18 protein-coding genes are annotated in these 22,559 nt (G+C 66.9%); 5 read left to right on the top strand and 13 right to left on the bottom strand.

Features of this window, described 5'->3' with window-relative positions:
* Nucleotide 1: 1 nt before the first annotated feature.
* From ccoG to ccoN, 6 genes are read right to left on the bottom strand one after another with little or no spacing between them, the layout of a single operon-like run.
* Nucleotides 2-1,390, bottom strand: a complete 1,389-nt coding sequence (ccoG, locus tag ACDC67_RS12440) for a cytochrome c oxidase accessory protein CcoG (RefSeq protein WP_376693598.1) — start codon at nucleotides 1,388-1,390, stop codon at nucleotides 2-4.
* Nucleotides 1,387-1,671 carry a hypothetical protein gene (locus ACDC67_RS12435; protein WP_376693596.1) on the bottom strand — a complete coding sequence of 95 codons (285 nt, stop codon included), beginning with the start codon at nucleotides 1,669-1,671 and terminating at the stop codon, nucleotides 1,387-1,389. The genes ccoG and ACDC67_RS12435 overlap by 4 nt, the downstream gene beginning before the upstream one ends.
* Nucleotides 1,658-2,572 (bottom strand): cytochrome-c oxidase, cbb3-type subunit III, encoded by a 915-nt coding sequence (ccoP, locus tag ACDC67_RS12430; protein WP_376693595.1) that lies wholly within the window; start codon nucleotides 2,570-2,572, stop codon nucleotides 1,658-1,660. Before ccoP ends, ACDC67_RS12435 begins: the two co-directional genes overlap by 14 nt.
* Entirely contained in the window at nucleotides 2,569-2,742 is a 174-nt protein-coding gene (locus ACDC67_RS12425; RefSeq protein WP_376693593.1) for a cbb3-type cytochrome oxidase subunit 3, read from the bottom strand. Before ACDC67_RS12425 ends, ccoP begins: the two co-directional genes overlap by 4 nt.
* Complete coding sequence (gene ccoO, locus ACDC67_RS12420; protein ID WP_459117375.1) at nucleotides 2,739-3,389, bottom strand: cytochrome-c oxidase, cbb3-type subunit II; 651 nt, start codon at nucleotides 3,387-3,389, stop codon at nucleotides 2,739-2,741. Before ccoO ends, ACDC67_RS12425 begins: the two co-directional genes overlap by 4 nt.
* Nucleotides 3,390-3,409: 20 nt before the next feature.
* Entirely contained in the window at nucleotides 3,410-4,837 is a 1,428-nt protein-coding gene (ccoN, locus tag ACDC67_RS12415) for a cytochrome-c oxidase, cbb3-type subunit I (protein WP_376693681.1), read from the bottom strand.
* A gap of 188 nt (nucleotides 4,838-5,025) precedes the next feature.
* On the opposite strand from ccoN, the gene ACDC67_RS12410 reads away from it, so the two are divergent.
* The 3 genes from ACDC67_RS12410 (at nucleotide 5,026) to cspE (ending at nucleotide 8,296) form a co-directional block, all read left to right on the top strand.
* A complete protein-coding gene (locus ACDC67_RS12410) occupies nucleotides 5,026-6,477 on the top strand; it encodes a DUF2868 domain-containing protein (protein WP_376693592.1) in 1,452 nt (483 codons plus the stop codon).
* Nucleotides 6,474-7,868 (top strand): GTPase/DUF3482 domain-containing protein, encoded by a 1,395-nt coding sequence (locus ACDC67_RS12405; RefSeq protein WP_376693590.1) that lies wholly within the window; start codon nucleotides 6,474-6,476, stop codon nucleotides 7,866-7,868. Before ACDC67_RS12410 ends, ACDC67_RS12405 begins: the two co-directional genes overlap by 4 nt.
* A 224-nt stretch (nucleotides 7,869-8,092) precedes the next feature.
* Complete coding sequence (cspE, locus tag ACDC67_RS12400) at nucleotides 8,093-8,296, top strand: transcription antiterminator/RNA stability regulator CspE (protein ID WP_164231516.1); 204 nt, start codon at nucleotides 8,093-8,095, stop codon at nucleotides 8,294-8,296.
* A gap of 58 nt (nucleotides 8,297-8,354) precedes the next feature.
* Here the strand turns inward: cspE and ACDC67_RS12395 are convergent, their stop codons facing one another.
* The 7 genes from ACDC67_RS12395 to ACDC67_RS12365 all read right to left on the bottom strand — a co-directional run bounded on the left by ACDC67_RS12395 (nucleotide 8,355) and on the right by ACDC67_RS12365 (nucleotide 20,679).
* Nucleotides 8,355-8,843, bottom strand: a complete 489-nt coding sequence (locus tag ACDC67_RS12395; RefSeq protein WP_376693588.1) for a hypothetical protein — start codon at nucleotides 8,841-8,843, stop codon at nucleotides 8,355-8,357.
* Between the two features lie 89 nt (nucleotides 8,844-8,932).
* Entirely contained in the window at nucleotides 8,933-9,400 is a 468-nt protein-coding gene (locus ACDC67_RS12390; protein WP_376693586.1) for a PaaI family thioesterase, read from the bottom strand.
* Nucleotides 9,397-10,245 carry a dienelactone hydrolase family protein gene (locus tag ACDC67_RS12385; RefSeq protein ID WP_376693584.1) on the bottom strand — a complete coding sequence of 283 codons (849 nt, stop codon included), beginning with the start codon at nucleotides 10,243-10,245 and terminating at the stop codon, nucleotides 9,397-9,399. Before ACDC67_RS12385 ends, ACDC67_RS12390 begins: the two co-directional genes overlap by 4 nt.
* Before the next feature lie 37 nt (nucleotides 10,246-10,282).
* A complete protein-coding gene (locus ACDC67_RS12380) occupies nucleotides 10,283-14,116 on the bottom strand; it encodes a translocation/assembly module TamB domain-containing protein (protein WP_376693582.1) in 3,834 nt (1,277 codons plus the stop codon).
* Complete coding sequence (locus ACDC67_RS12375) at nucleotides 14,113-16,023, bottom strand: autotransporter assembly complex protein TamA (RefSeq protein WP_376693581.1); 1,911 nt, start codon at nucleotides 16,021-16,023, stop codon at nucleotides 14,113-14,115. Before ACDC67_RS12375 ends, ACDC67_RS12380 begins: the two co-directional genes overlap by 4 nt.
* Before the next feature lie 61 nt (nucleotides 16,024-16,084).
* Complete coding sequence (locus ACDC67_RS12370) at nucleotides 16,085-17,593, bottom strand: YifB family Mg chelatase-like AAA ATPase (protein WP_376693579.1); 1,509 nt, start codon at nucleotides 17,591-17,593, stop codon at nucleotides 16,085-16,087.
* A 221-nt stretch (nucleotides 17,594-17,814) separates the two neighbouring features.
* Nucleotides 17,815-20,679: a bifunctional diguanylate cyclase/phosphodiesterase gene (locus ACDC67_RS12365; protein ID WP_376693577.1), complete on the bottom strand. Its 2,865-nt coding sequence runs from the start codon at nucleotides 20,677-20,679 to the stop codon at nucleotides 17,815-17,817.
* A gap of 188 nt (nucleotides 20,680-20,867) precedes the next feature.
* Here ACDC67_RS12365 and ACDC67_RS12360 point away from each other — a divergent pair, with 188 nt between their 5' ends.
* Nucleotides 20,868-21,734, top strand: coding sequence for an EamA family transporter (locus ACDC67_RS12360; RefSeq protein WP_376693575.1), 867 nt, complete (start codon nucleotides 20,868-20,870; stop codon nucleotides 21,732-21,734).
* 143 nt (nucleotides 21,735-21,877) lie between these two features.
* The gene (trmB, locus tag ACDC67_RS12355; RefSeq protein WP_376693573.1) at nucleotides 21,878-22,552 is read left to right on the top strand and encodes a tRNA (guanosine(46)-N7)-methyltransferase TrmB; all 675 of its coding nucleotides are present in this window, start codon (nucleotides 21,878-21,880) and stop codon (nucleotides 22,550-22,552) included.
* Nucleotides 22,553-22,559: the final 7 nt, after the last annotated feature.

Raw genomic sequence — 22,559 nt, 5'->3', positions numbered from 1 at the left:
GTCACTCCAGTGCGCGTGCGGGGATGAAGAACCGGGTTTCGGTTTCGTTGAGCACCTGTCCCTCGGCATCGGTGGTAATGATGGTGATGTCGTGCATGCCCACCTGGGCCCCTTCGATCGGCAGGCCGACGGTCAGCGGCTGGTTGGCAACTTGCGACGGCGCGATGGTCACCGGTTTGGTCGGATCGATGACCCGCAAGCCGGGCAGGCCTTCGGCGTCGATGCTTACGGCCAGGTCGCGATCAGTCCGATTGGACAGCTTGAGCGTGAAGGGGTTCTCGAGGGTCTGTTCGGTGACCCGGTGCAGGGCGGTGCGGTCGCGCAGCACGTCGACCAGTAGCGGGTCGCGGCCGGTCAGAACCAGGCCGACCAGGGTCGCCAGGGCCAGCAGGGCAGCGAGGTAGATGAAGATACGTGGCCGGATGATACGCGTGGGCTTGCCGGCCATCGCGTTCTCCGTGGAATAACGGATCAGGCCGCGTGGATAGCCCATGCGGTCCATCACGTCGTCGCACACGTCGATACAGGCCGCGCAGGCGATGCATTCGATCTGCAGGCCGTCGCGGATGTCGATGCCGGTGGGACAGACCTGCACGCAGCCCATGCAGTCGATGCAGTCCCCCAGCCCCTGTTCGGCGGGGTCGGCATTCTTCTTGCGTGGGCCGCGCGGCTCGCCGCGGGCTTCGTCATAGGAGATGACCAGCGAGTTGTCGTCGAACATCGCCGACTGGAAGCGCGCATACGGACACATGTACTTGCACACCTGCTCGCGCAGGTAGCCGGCGTTGCCGTAGGTGGCGAAGGCGTAGAAGAACAGCCAGAAGGTCTCCCAGCCGCCCAGGTTGAACTCGACCAGGCGCATGCCGAAATCGCGGATCGGCACGAAGAAGCCGACGAAGGTGAAACCGGTCCACAGCGCGAACGTGATCCACAGGAACTGCTTGGCCGACTTGCGCGCGATCTTTTCCCGGTTCCAGGGGCCCTGGTCGAGCTTGATGCGCTTGTTGCGGCGACCTTCGGTCACGCGCTCCATCCACAGGAAGACCTCGGTCCAGACGGTCTGCGGACAGGCGTAGCCGCACCACAGCCTGCCGGCCAGGGCGGTAAAGAAGAACAGCGTCAGCGCGGCCATGGCCAGCAGCAGCGACAGGATGATCAGGTCCTGCGGCCACAGCGTGATGCCGAAGATATGGAACTGGCGGTTGACCAGGTCGAACAGCACGAGCTGCTGGCCGTTGATGCTGATCCAGGGCAGCACATAGTAGAGACCCAGCAAAACCCAGGCGGCGATCACGCGCAGACGGGCAAAGCGGCCCTTGACCTCGCGCGGGTAGACCTTGGGTTGCTTGACGTAGAGCGGGATGGACTCCTGGGTGCTGCCGTTGCTCATTGTGCGTTTCTGCCATTGAAGCGGCTGGCTGGCCGCAGCAGCAGCCAGGTGAACAGGCTGGAAGCGGCCGTGGCCGACCAGAACAGGAAGAAGCCGACGGTGTAGCCGGCCATGCGGCTCATCTCCAGCTCCGGAAAGGTCATGTCGCGCAGCATCAGCGGGTCGACGATGGCGAAAAACACCATCGTCGACACGCCGGCGGCGAAGAACGAGGGCCACAGGATCGCCCCCAGGCGCTGTGCGAGGGGGCGCGGCGGGATGTCGAGATCAGTCCTGGCCATCGTCTTGCGCGCTCAGGCTCAGGACGTAGGCGGTGACCAGCCGGGTGCGGATCTCGCCGAGCAGGTCCATCTGTGCCGGCATCACGCCGTTGCGGCCGCCGCGAATGGTCTGCTTGATCGATTCGAGGCCGTCGCCATAAGTGTAGACGCCGCTGGTCAGATCGGGCGCGCCGAGGTGGATATTGCCGCTGCCGTCGGGGCCGTGACAGGCCGCGCAGTTTTGCTGGTAGAGCTTCTCGCCGGCCGCCGCCATGGTGGCGTCGACCGACTTGCCCGCGAGCTGCTGCACGTAAACGGCGGTGCGCGTCACGCCTTGCTCACCCAGGGAGTCGCCGAAGGGCGGCATGACCGCCTGGCGACCGGCCTTGATCGATTCGAGCACGCGCTGCGGCTCGCCGCCCCAGATCCAGTGGTTGTCGGTCAGGTTCGGGTAGCCCTGCGCGCCGCGCGCATCCGATCCGTGGCAGGTCGAGCAGTTGTGGGCATAGATGTTTCGACCCATGCGCAGCGCCTGTTCGTTGCCGGCGAGTTCCTCGACCGACTCGGAAGCCAGCTCGGAGAATTGCGCCCGGAAGGCCTCGTCGGCCCGCGCCATTTCGCTTTCGTACTGTCCTTCCTGGGACCAGCCCAGGGTGCCGTCATAGCGGCCAAGCCCGGGGTAGAGCACCAGGTAGCCCAGCGAGAAGATGACCGACAGGTAGAACAGCCACAGCCACCAGCGCGGCATGGGGTTGTTGTATTCGCGCAGGTCCTCGTCCCATACGTGCCCGGTGGTGTCGGCGCCGTCACCGTCCACCTGCTTGTTCACCTTGGCGCGGCCGGTGGCGACAAAAAGCCAGACCATCGCGGCGGTGAAGCCCAGCGTGATGATGACGACGAACCAGTGCCAGAACGCGCTCATGATGAATTCTCCTTGTCCTTTTCCTCGTTTTCCTGGCGCTGACGATCGTCTTCGTCCAGCGGCAGATGGGCCTGTTCGTCGAAGTCTTCCTTGCGTTTGAACACGAACACCCAGATGACGATCGCCACGAAGGCGAGCATGGCGAAACCGGTAATCAGGCCGCTGCTCATGATTCGTCTCCCTCTGCGCCCTTGCCTGCCCTGGCGGCATCCTGGCCGGTCCAGTCCGTGCCAAGGCCCTGCAGGTAGGCGATCACCGCCTCGAGCTCGGTGCGTCCGGCCACTTCGTCGGCGGCGGCCTCGATCTGCTCGTCGCTGTAGGGATGGCCCAGGCCCCTGAGGACGCGCATGCGTTTCTGGATTGACTCGGGATCGATGAAGCGCTCCGCCAGCCAGGGATAGGCCGGCATGTTCGATTCCGGCACCACCGCGCGCGGGTCCATCAGGTGCAATTCGTGCCAGGCGTCGCTGTAGAGGCCGCCCACGCGCGCCAGGTCCGGTCCGGTCCGCTTCGAGCCCCACTGGAAGGGGCGGTCGTAGACGTGCTCGCCGGCCACCGAGTAGTGTCCGTAGCGCTCGGTCTCGGAGCGGAAGGGCCGGATCTGCTGGCTGTGGCAGTTGTAGCAGCCTTCCGAGACGTAGACGTCGCGCCCGGCCAACTCCAGCGCGCTGTGCGGCTCGACGCCATCGGCCGGTTCGACCACGGCGGCCTTGAACATCAGCGGAACGATCTCGACCAGGCCGCCGAAGCTGATGGCGACCACGATCAGGACGGCCATCAGGCCGGCGTGTTTTTCGATCTTGTCATGCATTGCCATGTTTGGAGTCTCCGTCTCGCTCAGGCGTGGGCCGGTGCCTTGACCGGCACTTCCAGGTCATCGGTTTCGCGCATCTGCCAGGTCTTCCAGACGTTGTAGAGCATGATGAACATGCCCGACAGGAACACCAGGCCGCCGAACAGACGCAGGATGTAGTACGGCTCGGTTTGCTGCAGTACCTCGATGAAGGTGTAAGTCAGCGTGCCGTCGTCGTTGAAAGTGCGCCACATCAGGCCCTGCATGACGCCGGCAATCCACATTGCGACGATGTAAAGCACGGTGCCGATGGTGGAAACCCAGAAATGCCACTCGATCAGCTTCGTCGAATACATCTTGTCAACGCCGCACAGTCGCGGGAACAGGCTGTAGAGCGACCCGACCGTGATCATCGCCACCCAGCCCAGCGCGCCGGCGTGGACGTGGCCGATGGTCCAGTCGGTGTAGTGCGACAGGGCGTTGACCGTCTTGATCGACATCATCGGACCCTCGAAGGTCGACATGCCGTAGAAGGAAAGCGCAACGATCATGAAGCGCAGGATCGGGTCGGTGCGCAGCTTGTGCCAGGCGCCCGACAGGGTCATGATGCCGTTGATCATCCCGCCCCAGCTGGGTGCGAGCAGCATGACCGAAAACACCATGCCCAGTGACTGCACCCAGTCCGGCAGCGAGGTGTAGTGCAGGTGGTGCGGGCCGGCCCACATGTAGATGGCGATCAGCGACCAGAAGTGCACGATCGACAGGCGGTAGGAGTAAACCGGTCGGCCGGCCTGCTTGGGCACGAAGTAGTACATCATGCCGAGGAAGCCGGCGGTCAGGAAGAAGCCGACCGCGTTGTGCCCGTACCACCACTGAACCATGGCGTCGACGGCGCCGGAATAGATCGGGTAGGAGTGCATCCAGCTGGTCGGGATGGCCAGGTTGTTGACGATGTGCAGCACGGCAATCGTCAGGATGTAGGCGCCGAAGAACCAGTTGGCCACGTAGATGTGGCGCACCTTGCGCTTGACGATGGTGCCGAAGAACACGACGGCGTAAGCCACCCAGACGACCGCGACCAGGACCGACAGCGGCCAGACCAGTTCGGCGTACTCGCGGCTCATCGTGTAGCCCATGGGCAGGGTGATGACCGCCCCGATGATCACGGCCTGCCAGCCCCAGAAGGTGAAGGCGGCCAGCTTGTCGGAGAATAGGCGGGCGTGGCAGGTCCGCTGCACCACGTAGTAGCTGGTCGCGAACAGGCCGGAGCCGCCGAAGGCGAAGATCACGGCATTGGTGTGGAGCGGCCGCAGGCGGCCGTAGCTCAGCCAGGAAATGCCCGCCGTCATGTCGGGCCAGATCAGCTGCGCGGCAATGAACACGCCGACGAGCATGCCGACGATGCCCCAGATCACGGTGACCCAGGCAAATTGCCGGACCACGCGGTCGTTGTAAGTGCTGGAGTGCGCCATCATGGATTCCTTGTTGTTGGTCGATACCGGAACGGGGTGGAGCGGATTATCGTTACAGCCGGCTTGCGAATACTTGATCAGAATCAACTCGTGCCGACCATGATCGTTCTCCGGCTCGATTTTCATGGCACGACAGACGGTATGATTGCCGCGATGAATCCGCAACCACAGCCTTCTTACAGTCGCGCATGACGGGTCTGAGCGTCAATGACTGGCTGCTGGTCGAGTCGTTTCGGCGGCTCGAAGAGCGCGTCGGGCGCCAGCGCGACGAAGCGGCCCTGGCGATCGCCCGCGACCGCGGCGGCGATTTGGCCGCGCGTATCCGGGCGCGCGCCGCCGCCCTCGACCAGGCGCCGGCGGTGCGAGCCGACATCCGCCGGCTGCGGCGCGCCCTGGGCTGGCTGGGTGCCGGCCTGGCCCTGGTCGGCCTGCTGGTGGGCGCGGCCGCCGCGCGCGCCACTATCGCCGATCGCCAGGTCGACATCCTGCTGGCGACCGCCGCGCTGCTGCTGGTGCCCAGCCTCATGCTGGTGGCCTGGGGCGTTGCGATGCTGCTCGGCGCGCGCCGCGGCGGGTCGGGTGGCCTGAACGCCGGCGTGGCGCTCAGCGTTCTGCGCTGGATCGGTCCGCGGCTGCTCGCCTCGCCGCATTCGGCCGACGTCATTGCTGCATTCGCCAGTTCTGCCGCCACGCGCTGGGGGCGCTGGCGACTGAGCGCACTCACCCACGGGTTCTGGACGGCCTACGCCGTCGGCGCCCTGGCCACCCTGGTCGTGTTCTTTTCAGTTGTTCAGTACGACCTGGTCTGGGGCACGACCCTGCTGAGCGACCGCAGCGTGGTGCGTCTGGTCGAGTGGCTGGCCGGGTGGCCCGAGTTCCTGGGCCTGATGCCCGCGGTCGAAGAAGCCTGGATCGCCGCCGGCCGGGCGGGTAGCGAGGCTTCGGCCCGCGCCGAGTGGGCGCGCTTTCTGCTGGCGATGGTCGCCGCCTGGGCGATCCTGCCGCGCGTCGTGCTGCTGTTCCTGTCGGCCGGAATGGCCGCCCTGGCCGGCCGCCGGATGGATCTCGATACCACGCGGCCGGGCTATCTCCGCCTTGCCCCGGATCTGTCGTCGGCGCACCGCGGCGGGCAGGAGACGGCCGGTCGGCCGATTCCGGAGGCCGAGCAGCGTCCGCGCCTGCGCAGAAAACCGAACGCCGAAGGTATCCTGGCGGTGGCGGTCGAGCTCGAGCGCGCCGACGCCGCAGCGGACAGACTGGTGCCCGGCGTTGAGCTGATCGATCTGGGCCGCGCCGACAATCGCTCCGGGCGGGCGGCGGCGCTGGAGACGGCGCAGCGGCTGCGGCGCCCGGCCGTCGCGGTGCTGGCGGTTTGCTCGATGCTCCGAACCCCCGATGCCGGCACCGAGCGATTCCTCGCGCGCCTGTCGGAAACGGCCGATGCGCCGCTGTGGCTCGTGCTCGACGAGGGCACGCGCCTGGCCGAGCGCGGCGGTGACGTGACGGCCCGCCGTCGCGACTGGCAGGCGCTGTCCGAGCGCGCCGGTGGCCAGGTCGTTTTCCTCGATCGGGAAGCGCCCGAGGCGGGCGAGCTGGCCCGGCTGCATCGCGCGCTCAGCCAGGACGGGGGGAGCGCATGAGTGCTCGATCCCTGAGAATCGCGATCGTCGGTCATACCAACACCGGCAAGACCTCGCTGGTGCGAACCCTGACCCACGACCGCCGCTTTGGCGAGGTGCGCGACCAGGGCGGGACGACGCGGCGCATCGTATCGGGCGATCTCGTCACCGACGGCGGTGAGCACATCGAGTTGCTCGACTCGCCGGGACTGGAAAACGCCCCGGAGTTGATGGACTGGCTCGATCGCCAGCCCGGTGACCGCCACGACGGCCCGGCCCGTATTCGTGCCCTGATCGATGACGCCGGGGCGGCCGAGCACTTCGATCACGAGGCCCGGGTGCTCGAACTGATGCTGGGCGTGGACGTGGCGCTGTACGTCATCGATGCGCGCGAGCCGGTGCTCGAGAAGTACCAGGACGAGTTGGCCGTGCTCGGGCTGTGCGCCCGTCCGATCGTGGCCGTGCTCAACTTCACCGCCTCGCCCGACAGCCGCGAGACCCAGTGGCGCGACGCCCTGGCGCGGGTGCAGCTGCACACGATCCTGGCTTTTGACGCGGCGGTGCGGGAACCGGCTACCGAACTGGCCCTGTTCGAGAAGCTCAAGAGCCAACTCGATCAACATGGCGACGTGCTCGAGGCGTGGCTCGCCCACCGGCGCGAAGAAGAGCGCCGTCGCCGGCTCGCGGCTGCGGAGGCCGTGGCGTCCCTGCTGCTCGATGTGGCCGCCTGCCTGCGGGAGGTCCCTGCCGACAGCGAGGCCGAGCAGCAGCGCGCCTGGCGGGAAATGCGCGCGTCCATCGGTCGTCGCGAGCAGGCCTGCGTGGACACCCTGCTCGAGCTGTATCGCTTCGGGCGCGAGAACTACGACGAGACCGATCTACCCGTCAGCGACGGGCGCTGGCAGGCCGACCTGTTCGATCCCGAAACCCTGCGCCACTATGGGCTGCGCAGTTCCGGGTATGCCGCCGCCGGTGCCAGTGCCGGTGCGGCCGTCGATATCGGTACAGGCGGGTTGTCGCTGGGTACGGGCACGCTGGCCGGTGCGGCACTCGGTTTCGGCGCCGGGCTGGTGCGAACCGCCGGTGCGCGCCTGATCAGCCGGATGCGCGGGCGTGTGCGCCTGCAGGTCGATGACGCCGTGGTGCGCCTGCTCATGGCCCGTTCGCTGGATTTGCTCGTGGCCCTGATTCGGCGCGGGCACGGCAATCCCGAACGTATTCGCTTGTGCAATGACCGACCCCTGACGCGCCGCCTGCCGCCTGCCGTGCGTCGTGCCCGACATCACCCGGGCTGGTCGGCGCTCAATCCTGACGGCGGGGTGAGCCCGTCGCGCTCGGCCGCGTTGGCGGAACTGGCGTCTGAACTCGACGATGCGATCGTCGACAGCGACGGCCCTGGCGCGGCAGGCTGAAGGACCGATCGCTGCCGGTTCCTGGTCGCCCGCATGCCGGCGTTTCGGGGGGTCTACGTTGTTGTGGCAATTGTCCTCGAGCAGGCGTACAATGGTCGGCGCCTGCGGTAAATGGCAGTTGCGAGTTCAGGTTGATCCCTCCTTATTGGCAGGTCTTCGCCGAAATCCAATCCTCATCTACCCTGGCACGTACGTTTTTTGTTTTTTATACAGGTAGCAAGATCATGGCAACAGGTTCAGTCAAGTGGTTCAACGAAGCCAAGGGTTTCGGTTTCATCAGCCAGGATGACGGCGGCAAGGACGTTTTCGTCCACTTCTCCGCCATCCAGGGCAGCGGCTTCAAGACGCTGGCCGAAGGTCAGAAGGTGTCCTTCGATATCCAGGACGGCCCGAAGGGCCCGCAGGCTGCCAACGTGCAGCCCGCCTGAAGCGAACCGCTTCACGACAAAAAGGCAAAACCCCGCTGCGGCGGGGTTTTTTTTGGTCTCAGGACAGGTTGTCGTCCTGGCCCGAATCCTTGGGCGGGGCCTTGCTGCGATCGGCGGGGCAGTGGAAGGGCTCGCCGTCGCGCCCGGCGTGGTAGGCGTAGTCTTTGCCGCCGCTGCGCAGCAGGATGTAATAGCCCTCGACCAGGGCCTGCGTGTACATCATCCCTTCTTCCGGGCAACCCAGGGCACCGTCGGCAAAGGTGACCTCCCGCGCTCGCAGCAATTCGATCTCGTCTTGCGCCTTTCCTTCTCGTCCCGCCAGGTCCTTGCGCGCCGCCTCGACGGCTTCCTCCAGGCTCAGGCGGTCGGGTCCGCTGTCGGTCATGTCGTTTCCTTCGACGATCTCGCCGCCGGTTTCTGAAGGGGCCTGGCCGGAATCCGGCGATGCACCGTTGTCCTCCGGGGAATCAACGCTTTCCTGGCAGGCGCTCAGCGCAATGGCCAGCAACAGGCAGGTGCCTAGTAAAATCAGGGGTTTGACCCTCATGCTCATGTCTCCGCGTCTCCTGTAAGCTTTAGATTATGGCATCGTGCGCATTCCCCTGCAGTCTCGTCCAGGGGCCAGGTGTAGCGCGATCACCAGCGGTGATAGGCGGGATGCCCCGGCTTGACGGCCACGAAGCGGCCGGTCGCGCGGTCGCATACCTTGCCGCCGGCGCTGAGCTCTGCCTCGACGCTGACGATGCCCTTCTCGTCGGTGTCGGTGACCCAGGCTTCCAGGTGCAGGGGGCCGTCCGACGGGGTGGGGCGGCGCAGCTTCACGGCGTATTCCATCGTCACCGTGCACGGCGGTGTTTCCAGGCCCTGCGACTGCATCAGGTGCCAGGCCGCGGTCCAGTTCATGTGGCAGTCGAGCAGTGAGCCGATGATGCCGCCGTTGATCACACCGGGGAAGGCTTCGTGGTGCGTTTCCGGCTGCCAGTCGGCCACGACCCGCTCGCACTGCGCGAACGAGCGGATGCGCAGCCCCTTGTCATTGGCCGGACCGCAGCCGAAGCAGGCGTTGTGCGGGGCGTAGCGTTCCTGAAGGCAGGGTTCGTTCATTCTTCCTCCTTTTCTTCCTTTTCTTCGGGGCCGATGGTGCGGTCGAGATAGGCGCGCAGCCGCTCCCAGGCGTGGGCGGCCGCCGGGCGGGCATCGCCCGTGTCGCGCTCGGTGTAGAGCCAGAACCCGTGATCGACGGCGTCGTAGATGTGGACGTCGTTGTCGATGCCGGCCGCGCGCATGGCGGTGACGAAGGTCTCGACTTCGTCGACCGGAATGCCGGTGTCTTCTTCGGCAAAGGTGCCGTAGACCTCGTGGTGCACGTGCTGCATCTGTTCGGGGTCGTCGATGAGCGAGCCGTAGAAGATTGCCGTGCCGTCGTGGTGCTGGCCGCCCAGTGCGTAGGACAAGGCCACGCCGCCGCCGAAGCACCAGCCGACCGTGGCGATGCGGCCGGTCGTGGGCGTGTTGGTCTTGAGCCAGTCGACGGCGGCGTCGAGGTTGTCGATGATGCGCTGCTCGTCCGAGCGCGCCTCGCGCATCAGCGCGATGTTCTCTTCCCGGTTCGAGCCGGTGCGCCCGCCGTAGAGATCGGCGGCCAGCGCGATGTAGCCGTGCTCGGCGAAGGCGTCGGCGGTTTGTCGAACACGATCGACCAGGCCGTTCCATTCGTGGATCAGGATGACGGCCGGAAACGGGCCCTCGCCCTCGGGCAGGGCCAGGTAGCCGCTGGTGGCTTCGTCGCCGTCGAAGTAGCTGATGTCGCGGCCGGCCGGTTCCGGTGCCTGGCCGGAGATGGCGCGCATCATGACGTCTTCGGCCGATGGCTCTCGCGCCTGCGCCAGCGGCAGGGCCAGCGTGCAAAGCGCGAGGGCTGCGAACGCTTTGAGAATCGATAGGTGCATGCCTTGCCTCCGCCCGGAGCGTGCCGGGGTCAATGGGTCAGTTGTCGACGGTAAAGCTTAGATCAACGCCGGTGTCGCGTTCACCCGAAACGACGCGCACGCCCCAGCGACGCGAGAATTCGTAGCGGCCCGAGAGCACGTTGCCGGTCTCGAACAGGCCCACGCCGTAGCTGACGAAGAGCTTTGGCAGCAGGTAGAAGCCGACGTTGAGCGCACCCTGGCCGCCCGCGTGGTCGAAATCGGAACCGGTGACGACGTAGGCCAGGGCCTTTTCGTCGCTGGTCGGCGGGTCGGTGTAGAGCTCGATCTCGGGTCGCTGCGCGCTGCCGCCGATGTGGACCCCGGCGGTCTCGACCTTGGGGTCGCCGAAGATGTCGCGAACGGCGCGAATATCCAGGCGGGGGTCGTCGATGGGCTGGCCGCTGAAGATGACCTCGCCGCCGTTGATTTCCAGATTCTGCCCGTAGGCGCGATAAGAGCCTTCGGGCAGACGGAGCGTGCCGCGGCCCTGCGGCCGGGCAGGACCGCGCCAGACCAGTTCGAGCTCGCCGGCGAGCTGGGTCTGAAAGCCCTCGGTTGCCAGGCTGGCGTTGTCGCCCAGGTCGATGCCCAGCCTGCCCTCGACACGTCGGCGCTCAATCGCCGCCTCGGTCTCGTCGTCTTCCGCTTCCTCGCCCACGACTTCGACATCCGGTGAGGCGGCGACCCGCTCGGCCGCGCCCGGCGGCAGGCCGCCGCGCAGGCGATCGATGCGAATATCGCCGTCGATGTCGACGCGTTCGGGCTGCGCGCTGAGGCTGATCTGCGGGCTTGCTGTCAGTTCCAGCCAGTCAGCGCCGGCGAAGGCGAATCGCTCACCTTCGAGCCGGCTTTCCAGCCGCCAGCCTTCGTCGAGCAGGCTGGCCTGGCCGTCCAGGCGAAGCTCGCCTTCGCCCGATTCGGCCCGCCCCCGCAGGCTGGCCTGGTCGGCAGACCCGGACAGTTCGAGCGCGATGGCCGATACATCCAGGCCCAGGGGGGCGTGGGCGAGCTCACCGTTGTCGATCGCCAGGCGTCCGCTCATGGCCGGGCCGGTCACGGGACCGGTGATCTCGATCCGGCCCATGGCCGATCCGCCGATGCGGTCGACGTTGGGGATCAGGTGGCCAAAAGCGGAGATATCGGGGAGGTCAAGCCGGGCCTCGCCCTCGAGGGTGGTGTCCGTCGGTTGGCGCAGGTCCGCCAGCCGTGCCCGCCCGTTGATCTCCGTATCGCCTTCCAGGCGGGCGTTCAGGGTAACGCCCAGCGCGGTTCCTTCACCGGGTTCGAAATCGACTTGCACCCCGTCGATCGCCAGCAGGTCCTGTTCGCCGTCTATGGCCTTGAGGACGCCGGCCGAGAGCCTGAGTTGCCCATCCATTGTCGACAGGCCGGCGCTGTCCCAGCCGGCCTCGATTCGGCCCGACAGCGGCGTGGTCAGCGAAAAGACCGGGTCGAGGGGCAGCAGAAGGAGGTCCATCGGCACCTGCTCGACGCTGGCCAGCACCCGGCCGGTCTCTCCGACCTCGAGTTCCTCTAGGCAAAGCCGGGCCGGGGTATCGGCCGCCGTGGCCAGGCAGGCGTTCCGGGCCTGTACGCCCCGCTGCGAGGCAGCCAGGTCCACGGCTTCGGACAAACGCCAGTCGCCTGCCAGGGTCTCGAACAGGGACAGTCGGGTGAGCTGGCCGCGCCATTCGCGCTCGCCATCCAGGCAGTCGGCCAGGCCGCCGTCGGCGGCCAGGTCGATGTTGCCGCGTGCTCCGGCGGACTCGAATCGGAGCTGGTGTTGCGCGCAGCTTCCGACCAGGGTCAGTTCCAGCTTTTCGACGCGGTCCCAGGGCTGCAGGTCCAGGTTGCTCGCCCGGGCGACCAGGTCCACCTCGGGCTCACCCAGCCAGGCCAGCGAGAGCACCAGGTCGGCCTGTTCCAGGTCGTAGTTTTCATAGCGCAGCGCACTGACATTGCCGCTGAGTTCAAGACGACCCGCCGCGGGATCCAGGCTGCCGGAAAGCTCGGCTTCGCCTTCCAGTGCCGGCCAGAGTTGATCGAGGGAGACGGCCTCGAGCGCCACCTCCCAGGTCGCGGCCTCGCTGCTGCTTACGTCGATCCGGTTGTCGCCGAGGCTGAGCGTCACGTCGGCGGACTCGGGCTGGTCGTCCACCCAGGCGAGTTGCCCGGTGCCTTCGATCGCCTGGCCGCGCAGCTCGCCGCCCAGGCGTTCGAGTCCGATCGTCGCCTGCCAGCGCTCGTCCCGGCTCAGGTCGATGCGGGCTTTTCCGTCGATGCTGCCCGGAAGCTGGCTGACGAATATCCCGGGGTCGAAGCCCTCGAGGGCCAGCGTCACCCCGGCCGAAAGGGACGGCGCCCAGGCGATGCGCCCGTCGAGCGCGAGCGAGCCGCTCTCGCCGGCGTCGATCGTCAGCCGCTCGATATTGGCCGCTTCGCGCGACCCGCTCGCGCGCGCTTCGATGCGCGCCGGCGGCGACTGCGGTGAGTCGAGCATGGCGTCGAGTTCGGCGCGCCAGTCGCTGATGCGGCCCTCCAGGTGAAGACGGCCAGACTCGCTGGCCACCAGCGGCTCACTGTCGTCGGTGACCGGTGGCCAGGCGAACTGCTGCCATTCGAGCGTGACATCCACGCTGTCGCCGGCCGGGTCGATGCGTCCGGCGCCGGTCACGCTCAAGTCGCCCGGATCGGCCGCGAGCTCGAGGCTTTCGACCTCGATCACGCCGGCTTGCGTCGACACCACCAGCTCGCCGCCGATGCGGCCCTGGTTGGGCCACTGCGGGTACAGCGGCGTGAGGTCGAGGGACTCGAGCGTCAATCGGGCGCTCGAAGCGGGTGCCGACTCGCTCCAGTCGAGCCGCCCGTCGCCGCTGATGCGCCCGTCGAGGATGTTCGCCTCGAGCGATTCGATCGTCATCGCCTGCGTGCTGCCGGACACGGCAAGCTGCCAATCGCCCGCGGGAATGTCGTCGCCGCTCACGCGCGCGCTGGATTCGGCGCGCCAGTTGTTCGGTTCGCCGCTGAGGGAAAAGGAAAGATCCGCCACGGTCACGGGCAACCCCGGCCAGTCGGTCAGTCCGCCCCGGAACTGGGCCTCGATCGCCGCTGCGCCGGGCAGTCCGCGCACGCGGCCCTGGCCATCGAGCGCGACCGGTCCGGATGTGCTCAACTCGAACTCGAGGGCGTCGATCCGGCCTTCGACGACGAGCGCGGCGGATTGCCCGGCGTCGTTGTCGAGCTTCGTGCTGGCGTCGAGTTCCAGCCGGCCGCTGCCGCGGCGCTCGAGCGCCCATTGGCCCTGGGCGGTGGCGCGTCCGGCATCGGCAACGACGGCAAGCTGCTCGATCTCGAGCCGGTCGCCGTAGCGCCCGGCCAGGTCGAAGCTCTGGATGCGCAGCGGCTCGCCTTCGCCGTGGATAGCGATCCGGCGCAGGGCGAGCTCGTCGATCACCACTTCGATCGGGCTGGCCAGGGCCGACAGGTCGAAGGGCTCAGCCGCTGGCTCGTCGGTTTCCTGGGCCTCGGGCAGGTAAATGTCGATGCCTTCACCGCGCATCGACTGCACGACCACGCGCGGCCCGGAGAAAAGATCGATCCGCAGCTCGAGCGCCAGTTCTTCGGCGTCGACCCTCGCGCCGGCGTGCTCGAAGCGAATGCCGTCGAGCCTCAGGCCCGAGAGCAGGCCGCCGGAGAGCGAATCGTAATCCAGCCGTTCGACGGCGCCGGTCGCCTGATTCAGCGTCCATCGGGCCCCGCCTTCACTACGCGTGAGCCACAGCCAGGCCGAGGCCAACAGCAGGCCGAGGGCGAGGACGGCAATCCCGACAATGATCAGCCACTTTTTCATAGCAGTTGGGTACCGATGGTGAAATGCAGCCGCCAGGGCTCGTCGACTTCGTCGAGGGCCTGGGCGATGTCGATGCGCAGCGGTCCGATCATCGTATACCAGCGAAAGCCCACGCCCACGCCGCGCTTGAGCTTGCGATCGTTGAAGTCGTTGAATGCGTTGCCGATATCGGCAAAGGCCGCTAGCGACCAGTTCTCGCCGACGCGGTATTCGTACTCGGCCGAGCCGACCAGCAGGTGGTTGGCACCGTTGCGGTTGGTGCTCAGTTGCTCGAAGCCGTAGCCGCGCACCGTGCGGTCGCCGCCGGTCTTGAAGCGATAGCGCTCGGGCAGGTCGGTGAGGGTCAGGTCGAGGCTGCGGTCGCCGAGATCGACATCCAGCCGGCGGGTCTCGGCCTCGGTGTAGCCGGCCTCGCCGCGCAGCAGCAGCTTGTGGCGCTCGCCGAAAAGCAGGTGCCAGCGCCCGCTCAGCCAGGCCTGCGCGAAGCTCACGTCCGAGCCGGCCGATTCGTGCGCGCCGATCAGGTGCGCCCGCCCGACCGATCCGCGGGTGTTGAAGCCGCTGCCTTCGATCCGGGGCAGGCGCCAGCGGCCGCCGAAGGCGACCGTGCGCGTATCGGTATTCAGGAAGGGGCGAAGTTCCGGGTTGGCCTCGATCAGCGCCTCGTTCTCGGTGCTGAAGGAGCCTTCGCGAAACGCATCGAAGCTCTCGTTGAGGATCGAGACGAACAGTCGCTCTTCCAGGCGATCGTAGCGGCCCGACCAGAGCTCGCGCTCCTGCATTCGGCCGAAGGTCAGCTCGGCCTGCTCGCGGCGGCCCTCGAAAGCTTCGAAAACCGGTTCGACGCGATTCTCTTCGTAGAAGCGGAAATTGTCCTGCTCACTTCGCAGCGTGGTGCCGGCGGTGAGAAACTCCGAGGGGCGGTTGCCGCGCGGATGGCGGTACTCGGCCTGGAACACGTATTCCTGGTTGCGCTGCTGTGCGCCAAGCGCGGCCTCCAGGCGGTTGCCGCGCGATCCGAGGTAGTGGCGCGTCCAGCCCAACTGCATGCGCGCCCCGGTGTCGGTGCCGAATCCGAGCGTCGCCCGCCAGGTATTGGGCTCGCGCGGCTCGAGTCGATAGTTGAGATCGACGCGATCACGTTCGTCGTCGCGTTCGGGTTCGATCACGACACGGTCGAACAGGCCCGAGCGAACCAGGGCCTCGCGCTGGCGGTCGAGCCGTTCCACGCTGTAGGGCTCGTCGGGCTCGAGGATATGCAGGCGGTTCATCAGCGAGGCGCTGAAGGGCTGCTCCGGCGCCTGGAAGTCGCCGAAGCGATAGCGTGCGCCGGTGTCGAAGTCGATTTGCAAGTCGGCCTCGCCGCGCTCGGCGTCGACCCGCACTCGGCGCCTGTCGAAGCGGGCCTTGAAGTAGCCGCGTTCTTCGGCGAGCCCTTCCAGCCCTCTCCAGGCGGCCTCCCATCGACGATGGTCGAGTCGCTCGCCGCTTGTCAGCGGCCATTCCCGTCGCCACTGCCTCAGTTCGGGGTCGTCGCTGCCGTCGCCGCGCAGCTCGATGTCGACCTCGTCGATCACGACCGGCTTGCCGGGGTCGATGCTCAGTTGCGCGCGCCACGGCTCGCCGTCGCTTTCCGGTTCGGTCAGCCGCACCCGGACGCGCGGGCTGTAGAAGCCGAACGGGCGCAGTGCCATCCGGGTCTCGTCCCGGGCTTCCGCGGCCATCTGCCTGAGGCGCCACAGCGCCAGGTCGTCGAACCGCTCGGCCCGCAGCAGCGACACCGAGGCGCGCACGTTGGCCAGCAGTTCTCCCTCAACGCCGGATACTTCGGTCTTGACGGTTGCGGCCGGTGCCAACCCTGAAACGAGCAGGGTGAGTAGCAAGACCAGTCTCGGCGCCAGCGCCATGGGATCTCCCGAGTAAACGATCGTCTATGGTACCGCTCGGACAGTCCACGGAACGGGATGTTCAGGCCGAACGCGCGAAGTTGCTCTGACGGCGGTCGAGCTGGCGATAGCCGATCGCCTCGCTGAGGTGATGCGCCTGGATGCAATCGCTGCCGTCGAGGTCGGCGATGGTTCGCGCCACGCGCAGGATGCGATGGTGGGCGCGCGCGGAAAGGCGCAGCTTGTCGCAGGCCGACTCCAGCAGGGCGGACTGGTGCTCATCGAGCATGCAGTGCTCTCGAATGCCGGCTACGTCGAGCCCCGCGTTGACGCCGCCGCGATCGACCTGCACCGAGCGCGCTTCGAGCACGCGCTGACGCACGGCTTCGGACGGCTCGCCCGTTGGCAGGTCCTTGAGCGATTGTCGGGGCACCTCGATATGCAGGTCGATGCGGTCGAGCAAGGGGCCGGAAATGCGGTCGCGGTAGCGGCGAATCTGGTCGGGGGTGCAGGCGCAGCGACCCGACGGATCGCCCTCGTAGCCGCAGGGGCAGGGGTTCATGGCCGCCACCAGCATGAAGCGGGCCGGGAACTCGGCCTGTACGGCCGCGCGCGAGATCACCACGCGCCCGGACTCCAGCGGCTCACGCAAGACCTCCAGCACGTGGCGGGAGAACTCCGGCAGTTCATCCAGGAACAGCACGCCGCCGTGGGCCAGCGAGATTTCGCCCGGCCGCGGTTTCGAACCGCCACCGACCAGGGCCACGCCGGAGGCGGTGTGGTGCGGGGCGCGGAACTTGCGCTGGCGCCAGGTCGGCGGATGCAGTTCCAGCCCGGCCACCGACGCGATGGCCGCCGCCTCGAGCGCCTCGGATTCGTCCATCGGCGGCAGGATGCCGGGCAGGCGCGAGGCCAGCAGGGTCTTGCCGGTGCCCGGCGGCCCCATCAGCAACAGATTGTGGCCGCCGGCGGCGGCGATTTCGAGGGCGCGGCGCGACCGGTGCTGGCCGAGCACGTCGGCCAGGTCGGGGCCGGTGCGTTGCTCGTCACCGCTGACCGGCTCGGCCCGCGGCAGGGCCTGCCGGCCGTTGAGGGCCTCAGCGACCTCGCACAGGGATTCGGCCAGGTAGATTTCGGCCTCACGCACCAGGCCGGCTTCCTGGGCGTTGGCGCGCGGCAGCACCAGCTTTCGGCCCTGCTCGCGGGCGCGCAGGATGGCGGGCAGGGCGCCCTTGACCGCGCGCAATCGCCCGGTCAGCGACAGCTCGCCCAGGAACTCCCATTCGGCGAGATCATCATCGGGCACCTGGCCCGACGCCGCGAGCACGCCGACGGCAATCGGCAGATCGAAGCGCGCGCCTTCCTTGGGCAGGTCGGCCGGGGCCAGCGACACGGTGGTGCGCCACGACGGCAGTTCGAACTCGGAATTCTTCATCGCCGCGCGCACGCGGTCCTTGCTCTCGCGCACGGCGGTTTCGGGCAGGCCGACGATGTTGAACAGCGGCAGTCCCGGAGAGAGGTTGACCTCGCACAGCACTTGCGGCGCCTCGATGCCGACGGCGGCGCGTGAAAGCACGGTTGCCAGTCCCATGGTGATGTCGACCTGCTGCTGGTGGATTCAACAACAGCATGCCCGCGCTTGCTTAGAGCCTGACATGGCAATCCGACGTGCCGTCGTGTAGGAAATTTGCTACCCGCGTACGCAAGACGCGCCCGGATTGTTGCGGCAGGGGCTGGCGAAGTAGGGCGGCTCCCCAGGTCTCATGTCGATGCGTGAGGCGTCTACCGCTGGACGTCAGGGCTGAGCGCTACCTAATTGACCGCATGGCCCACTAGCCGTTCGATCTCCGCGACCGGTCGGGGCTTGCCGAACAGGAAGCCCTGCATCAGTTGGCAGCCTTGTTCGACCAGAAAGTGCACCTGGGCTTCGGTTTCGACGCCCTCGGCGACGACTTCGAGGCTCAGGATCTGGGCCATCTCGATGATCATCCGGATGATGGCGGCGTTGTAGGGCGCCTTGTCGAGGTCGCGGATGAACGATCGGTCGATCTTGAGTTCGTGCACGGGCAAACGGCCCAGGTAGGCCAGGGAGGAGTACCCCGTGCCGAAATCGTCGATGGCGAATCGCACGCCGAGGGCGGCCAGCGAGCGGATCTTGTCGTTCGCCGCGTGAATATCGTGGAGCAGCGTGCTTTCGGTGAACTCGAGGATCAGCCGGTCCTTGCGGATGGGGTGCTGGTCGAGCAGGCCAGTCAGGTGGGATTCGAAGTCGCTGCGGTAGAGCTGGCTCGATGCGATGTTGACGCTCAGCGACCAGTCCCGAAATGCTTCCGAAGCCTGCCAGCGGCTCAACTGGCTCAAGGCCTCGGCGAGCGTCCATTTCTCGATCGGCGTGATCAGGCCGCTTTGCTCGGCGGTGGGAATGAAGTCGCTCGGCTGGATGATGCCCCGCTCGGGGTGGTGCCAGCGGATCAGCGCCTCGGCGCCGACGATGCGCCGTTGGCTGTCGACCTTGGGCTGGTAATACAGCTCGAACTGGTTTTCCCGGATCGCCCGGCGCAGGTCGCTTTCGATCGACTGTTCCTGCGCCACGGACTCCTGCATGCGCTCGTCGTAGAAGCTGAAGGTCCGGTCGGGCAGGGTCTTGACCTGGTGCAGGGCGATGGCCGCCTGGTTGAGGATTTCCAGGCTGTCGACGCTCTCTCCATTGAATAAGGTGGCGCCGATCCGGCAGCGGTTGAAGTAGTCCTGGTCGTGGATGCGGTAGACGCGGTCGAGCGCCGAAAAGACACGATCTGCGATTCTGCTGACCGAGCTGACCGACGCCTGCCAGCTGCTGCCCGCGGCTGGCAGGATCAGGGCGAACTCGTCGGCGCCCTGCCGAAAGGCCGCCTGATCCTGCCCGGCAATCTCGCGAAGCTCCTGCCCGACCTCGATGAGCAGCCGGTCGCCGGCGCTCATGCCCATGGCGTCGTTGATGCGTTTGAAGCCGACCAGGTTGATCAGCAGGAGGCTGCCGTACTGGCCGGACCGTTGGCAGTGCTCGACCGTTTCCTTCAGGCGGCGCTCCAGCAGCCGGCGGTTGCCCAGGCCGGTCAGCGGATCATACAGGGCCAGCTGCTGCATTCGGACTTCGGCCTTTTTCAGTGCGCTGATGTCGATGTAGTCGTAGATGAAGTTGCGGATTGCCCCCGTACTGCTGCGCACGGCGGTGACCAGCAGCAGCTGGGGATGCGTTTCACCCACTTTGTGCAGGAGGCTGACCTCGCCGCGCCAGCGGCCGCGGTGCTCGACCGACTCGGCGATGGTGGCATTGATGCGTTCGCGCTCGCCGGGGGGCAGAAGGAAGTCGGCGCGCTTGCCGATCGTCTCTTCGCTGTTGAAGCCGGTAATGAGCGTGAACGCCGAGTTGACCCGAATGATCCGGTGCTGGTTGTCGGTGATGCAGATGCTTTCCTGCGATTCGAACGCGGCCGCGGCGATGCGCAGCTCGTGCGCCAGGCGCCGGCTCTCGGTCACGTCCCGGATGAACACGATGAAGCGCTCTTCCGGGCCTTCGCTCGGCTCCAGGCGATTGCCGACGGCCTCGAAATGCTTTTGCTCAGCATCGAGTTCCAGTCGGTATTCGTACTGCCGGGATCGACCGTTGCGGTGCACGTCCTCGAGCAGTTCGCGCAGCACGCCGCTGACATCGGCGGGCAAAAAATCGAAGATGCAGCGTCCCAGGGCCTCCTCGGGTCGGGCAAGCAGCCCGGAGTAGCGTGAATGGAACTGGTGGATGACGCCGCCGCGATCGAGCTCGAAAATCATGTCGGGCAGGGCTTCGAGTGTCGCTTTCAGGCGGGCCCGTGCACCGGCCAGTTCCCGGTAGGGTGTTTCGATGCCGCCGATGACCAGCGCCCGGAACAGGTAGAAGTAGGCTGCGATCTTGTAGATGTGGCCGATCAGGGCGTAGGAATCGCTGACCGTGGCGTAGAGCGTGAACAGGAATTCGCTCATGGCGATGATCAGGATTGCCGCCAGCAGTGCGTCGACATCGACCTGTTTGAGCGAATTGCGTCGCAGCCACAAGGTGATTGCGCTCACGAGGTGCAGGGCAATGACCAGGTATTCCGTCCCGATCTTGACAGCGGTCAGCCCGGTCTCCGGCTTGAACAGGGTCGGAAATGCGCCGGGCGCGCCGGAAATGACGGCGTAGATGCCGGCAACCGCGCCGAGGGTCAGGAGCAGCAGGGCCCATCTGAACCAGGGCCCATGCTGCGGTTGGCGCCAGGGCAGGAACATCGCGACCGCCAGCGCCGTCGCCGCCAGCAGGCGGGCGGCCAACCAGAAGCGGATGGTCTCTTCCTCGCCCGCCGGCGTGATGAAGCCGGGCATGCCGCTGAATGACAGGACGTGACCGAGGTCGAGCAGGGCCACGCCCAGGAAAGCGATCGAGATCAGCAGCAAGGGCAGCGGGGTGCGTTGCTGGTCGCTGTTCCAGCCAACGGCGAAGACCACGCAGGCCATGGCGATGGCCATGATTTCCAGCGCGCTGTGGATGCCGACGTACTGCGGCATCAAGTCGGGCAGTTCCAGCGGCAGTGCCGCCAGAATGATAGCCAGGCCGCCCAGGGCAAGCAGGATGCCCAGTATGGATCTGCGATGGCGACGATCAGTGTAAGCCGGTGCGCTCACACGCTCTTCCTCTCGATTGCATTCGCCCGTGGACGCCTGGGCTCATCGTACCGGGCGGTCGCCGGCCTGTACAGGCGGTCGTTTCCCGGCAGGGCGCGTGCCCGTGGTGGCGCGGCCTGTCGATATTCAGCCGGGTCGAAAGCAATTACACTGCCGGGCCGCACTTCTTCATTCCGGATCCGACAAGCATGCTGCTCCTGTGGACCGTGACGTTGCTCTGGGCCTTCAGCTTCTCGCTGATCGGGGTCTATCTTTCCGGCCAGGTGGATGATTTCGTGTCCGTCTTCCTGCGGGTTGTGCTGGCCCTGGCGCTGTTCGCGCCGCTCCTGCTGCGGTCGCGACCGCGGTGGCCGGCGGCCGGCGCGCTGATGGCGGTCGGCGCGGTCCAGATCGGCCTGATGTACCTGTTTCTTTTCCACGCCTACGGCTACCTGAACGTACCCGAGTTGCTGTTGTTCACGATCTTCACGCCGCTGTACGTGACGCTGATCGACGAGGTGCTGATCGGCCGGCGCCATGTGCCCGGGCGGTTCTGGCTGGGGGCGGCCCTGGCCGTGGCCGGGGCGGCGATCATTCGATTCGGCGGCGTCAGCCCCGACTTCCTGGTGGGCTTTTGCCTGGTCCAGGCCGCCAACCTGTGCTTCGCCGCCGGCCAGGTGGCTTACAAGCGGCTCGATCTCGGCGGCACGGTCTCGCAGGTTCAGGCTTTCGGGCTGTTCTTTGCCGGCGCGGCCGTGGTGGCCGGGCTGGGCGTTGTACTGTTCGCCGACCATGCGCGCTGGCCGGCGACGGCGGTGCAGTGGGGCGTGCTGCTGTGGCTGGGCCTGGGTGCCTCGGGCCTGGGCTACCTGGGCTGGAACCTGGGCGCCAAGCGCGTCAATACCGGTCAGCTGGCGGCGATGAACAACATGCTGATCCCCGCCGGCATCCTGGTCAACTTCGCCTTCTGGAACCGCGACGTGGAGTGGCCGCGCCTGCTCCTCGGCGGGCTGGTGATCGGGTTGGCGGTGTGGGTTTGCAGCGGTTCTTCGAGGCGCGCGGGGACATTACAATAGCGAACCGTGCGATCTTGCGCGGTTTCCGGTTTCCGGTTTCCGGTTTCCGGTTTCCGGTTTCCGGTTTCCGGACCAGGGACCAGGGACCAGGGACCACGGACCACCGGCCACCGGCCATAGCTAACCTGCGAACGAATGAACGAATGACCGACCAAACCCACCTCCGTCGCATCCGCAGCTTTGTCCGCCGACCCGGTCGTCTCACGCCCGGCCAGCAGCGGGCCCTGGACGAGCTCCTGCCCCGTTATGGCATCGACCCCGACGCGGCCGATCTGCGGCATGCTTTCGACCGGGATGCGCCGCTGGTTGTCGAGATCGGTTTCGGCAACGGCCAGGCCCTGGCCTGGATGGCGGCGAACGAGCCGGACAAGAACTTTGTCGGCATCGAGGTCCATGAGCCGGGCGTGGGGCGACTGCTCAGAAGCGTCGAGGAAGCGGGCCTGGGCAACGTGCGCGTGGCCATGCGCGATGCCGTGGAAGTGCTGGTCGAACAGGTGGCGCCGGACAGTCTCGACGAAGTGCGCATCTATTTTCCCGATCCATGGCCCAAGAAGCGCCATCACAAGCGCCGCCTGATCCAGCCCCGCTTCCTGGAGCGCCTGGTCGGGCGCATGAAACCCGGCGGCTTGCTGCACCTGGCCACCGACTGGGCGCCTTACGCGGAGTGGATGCTCGAGGCGATTGCCGAAGTGCCGGCGCTGGAACTCGAAGGCGACCCCTGGGTCGAGCGACCGGCCTGGCGTCCAAAGACGCATTTCGAAACGCGCGGCCAGAAGAAGGGCCACGAGATCGTCGATATTCTCTGTCGCGTGGCCTGAGTCTGGA

Origin of the sequence: Wenzhouxiangella indolica (assembly GCF_042310355.1) — a bacterium.
In the GTDB taxonomy this organism is placed as follows: Bacteria; Pseudomonadota; Gammaproteobacteria; order Xanthomonadales; family Wenzhouxiangellaceae; genus Wenzhouxiangella.
The sequence above is the reverse complement of the archived record's forward strand: the minus strand, read 5'-3'. Positions and strand labels throughout refer to the sequence as shown.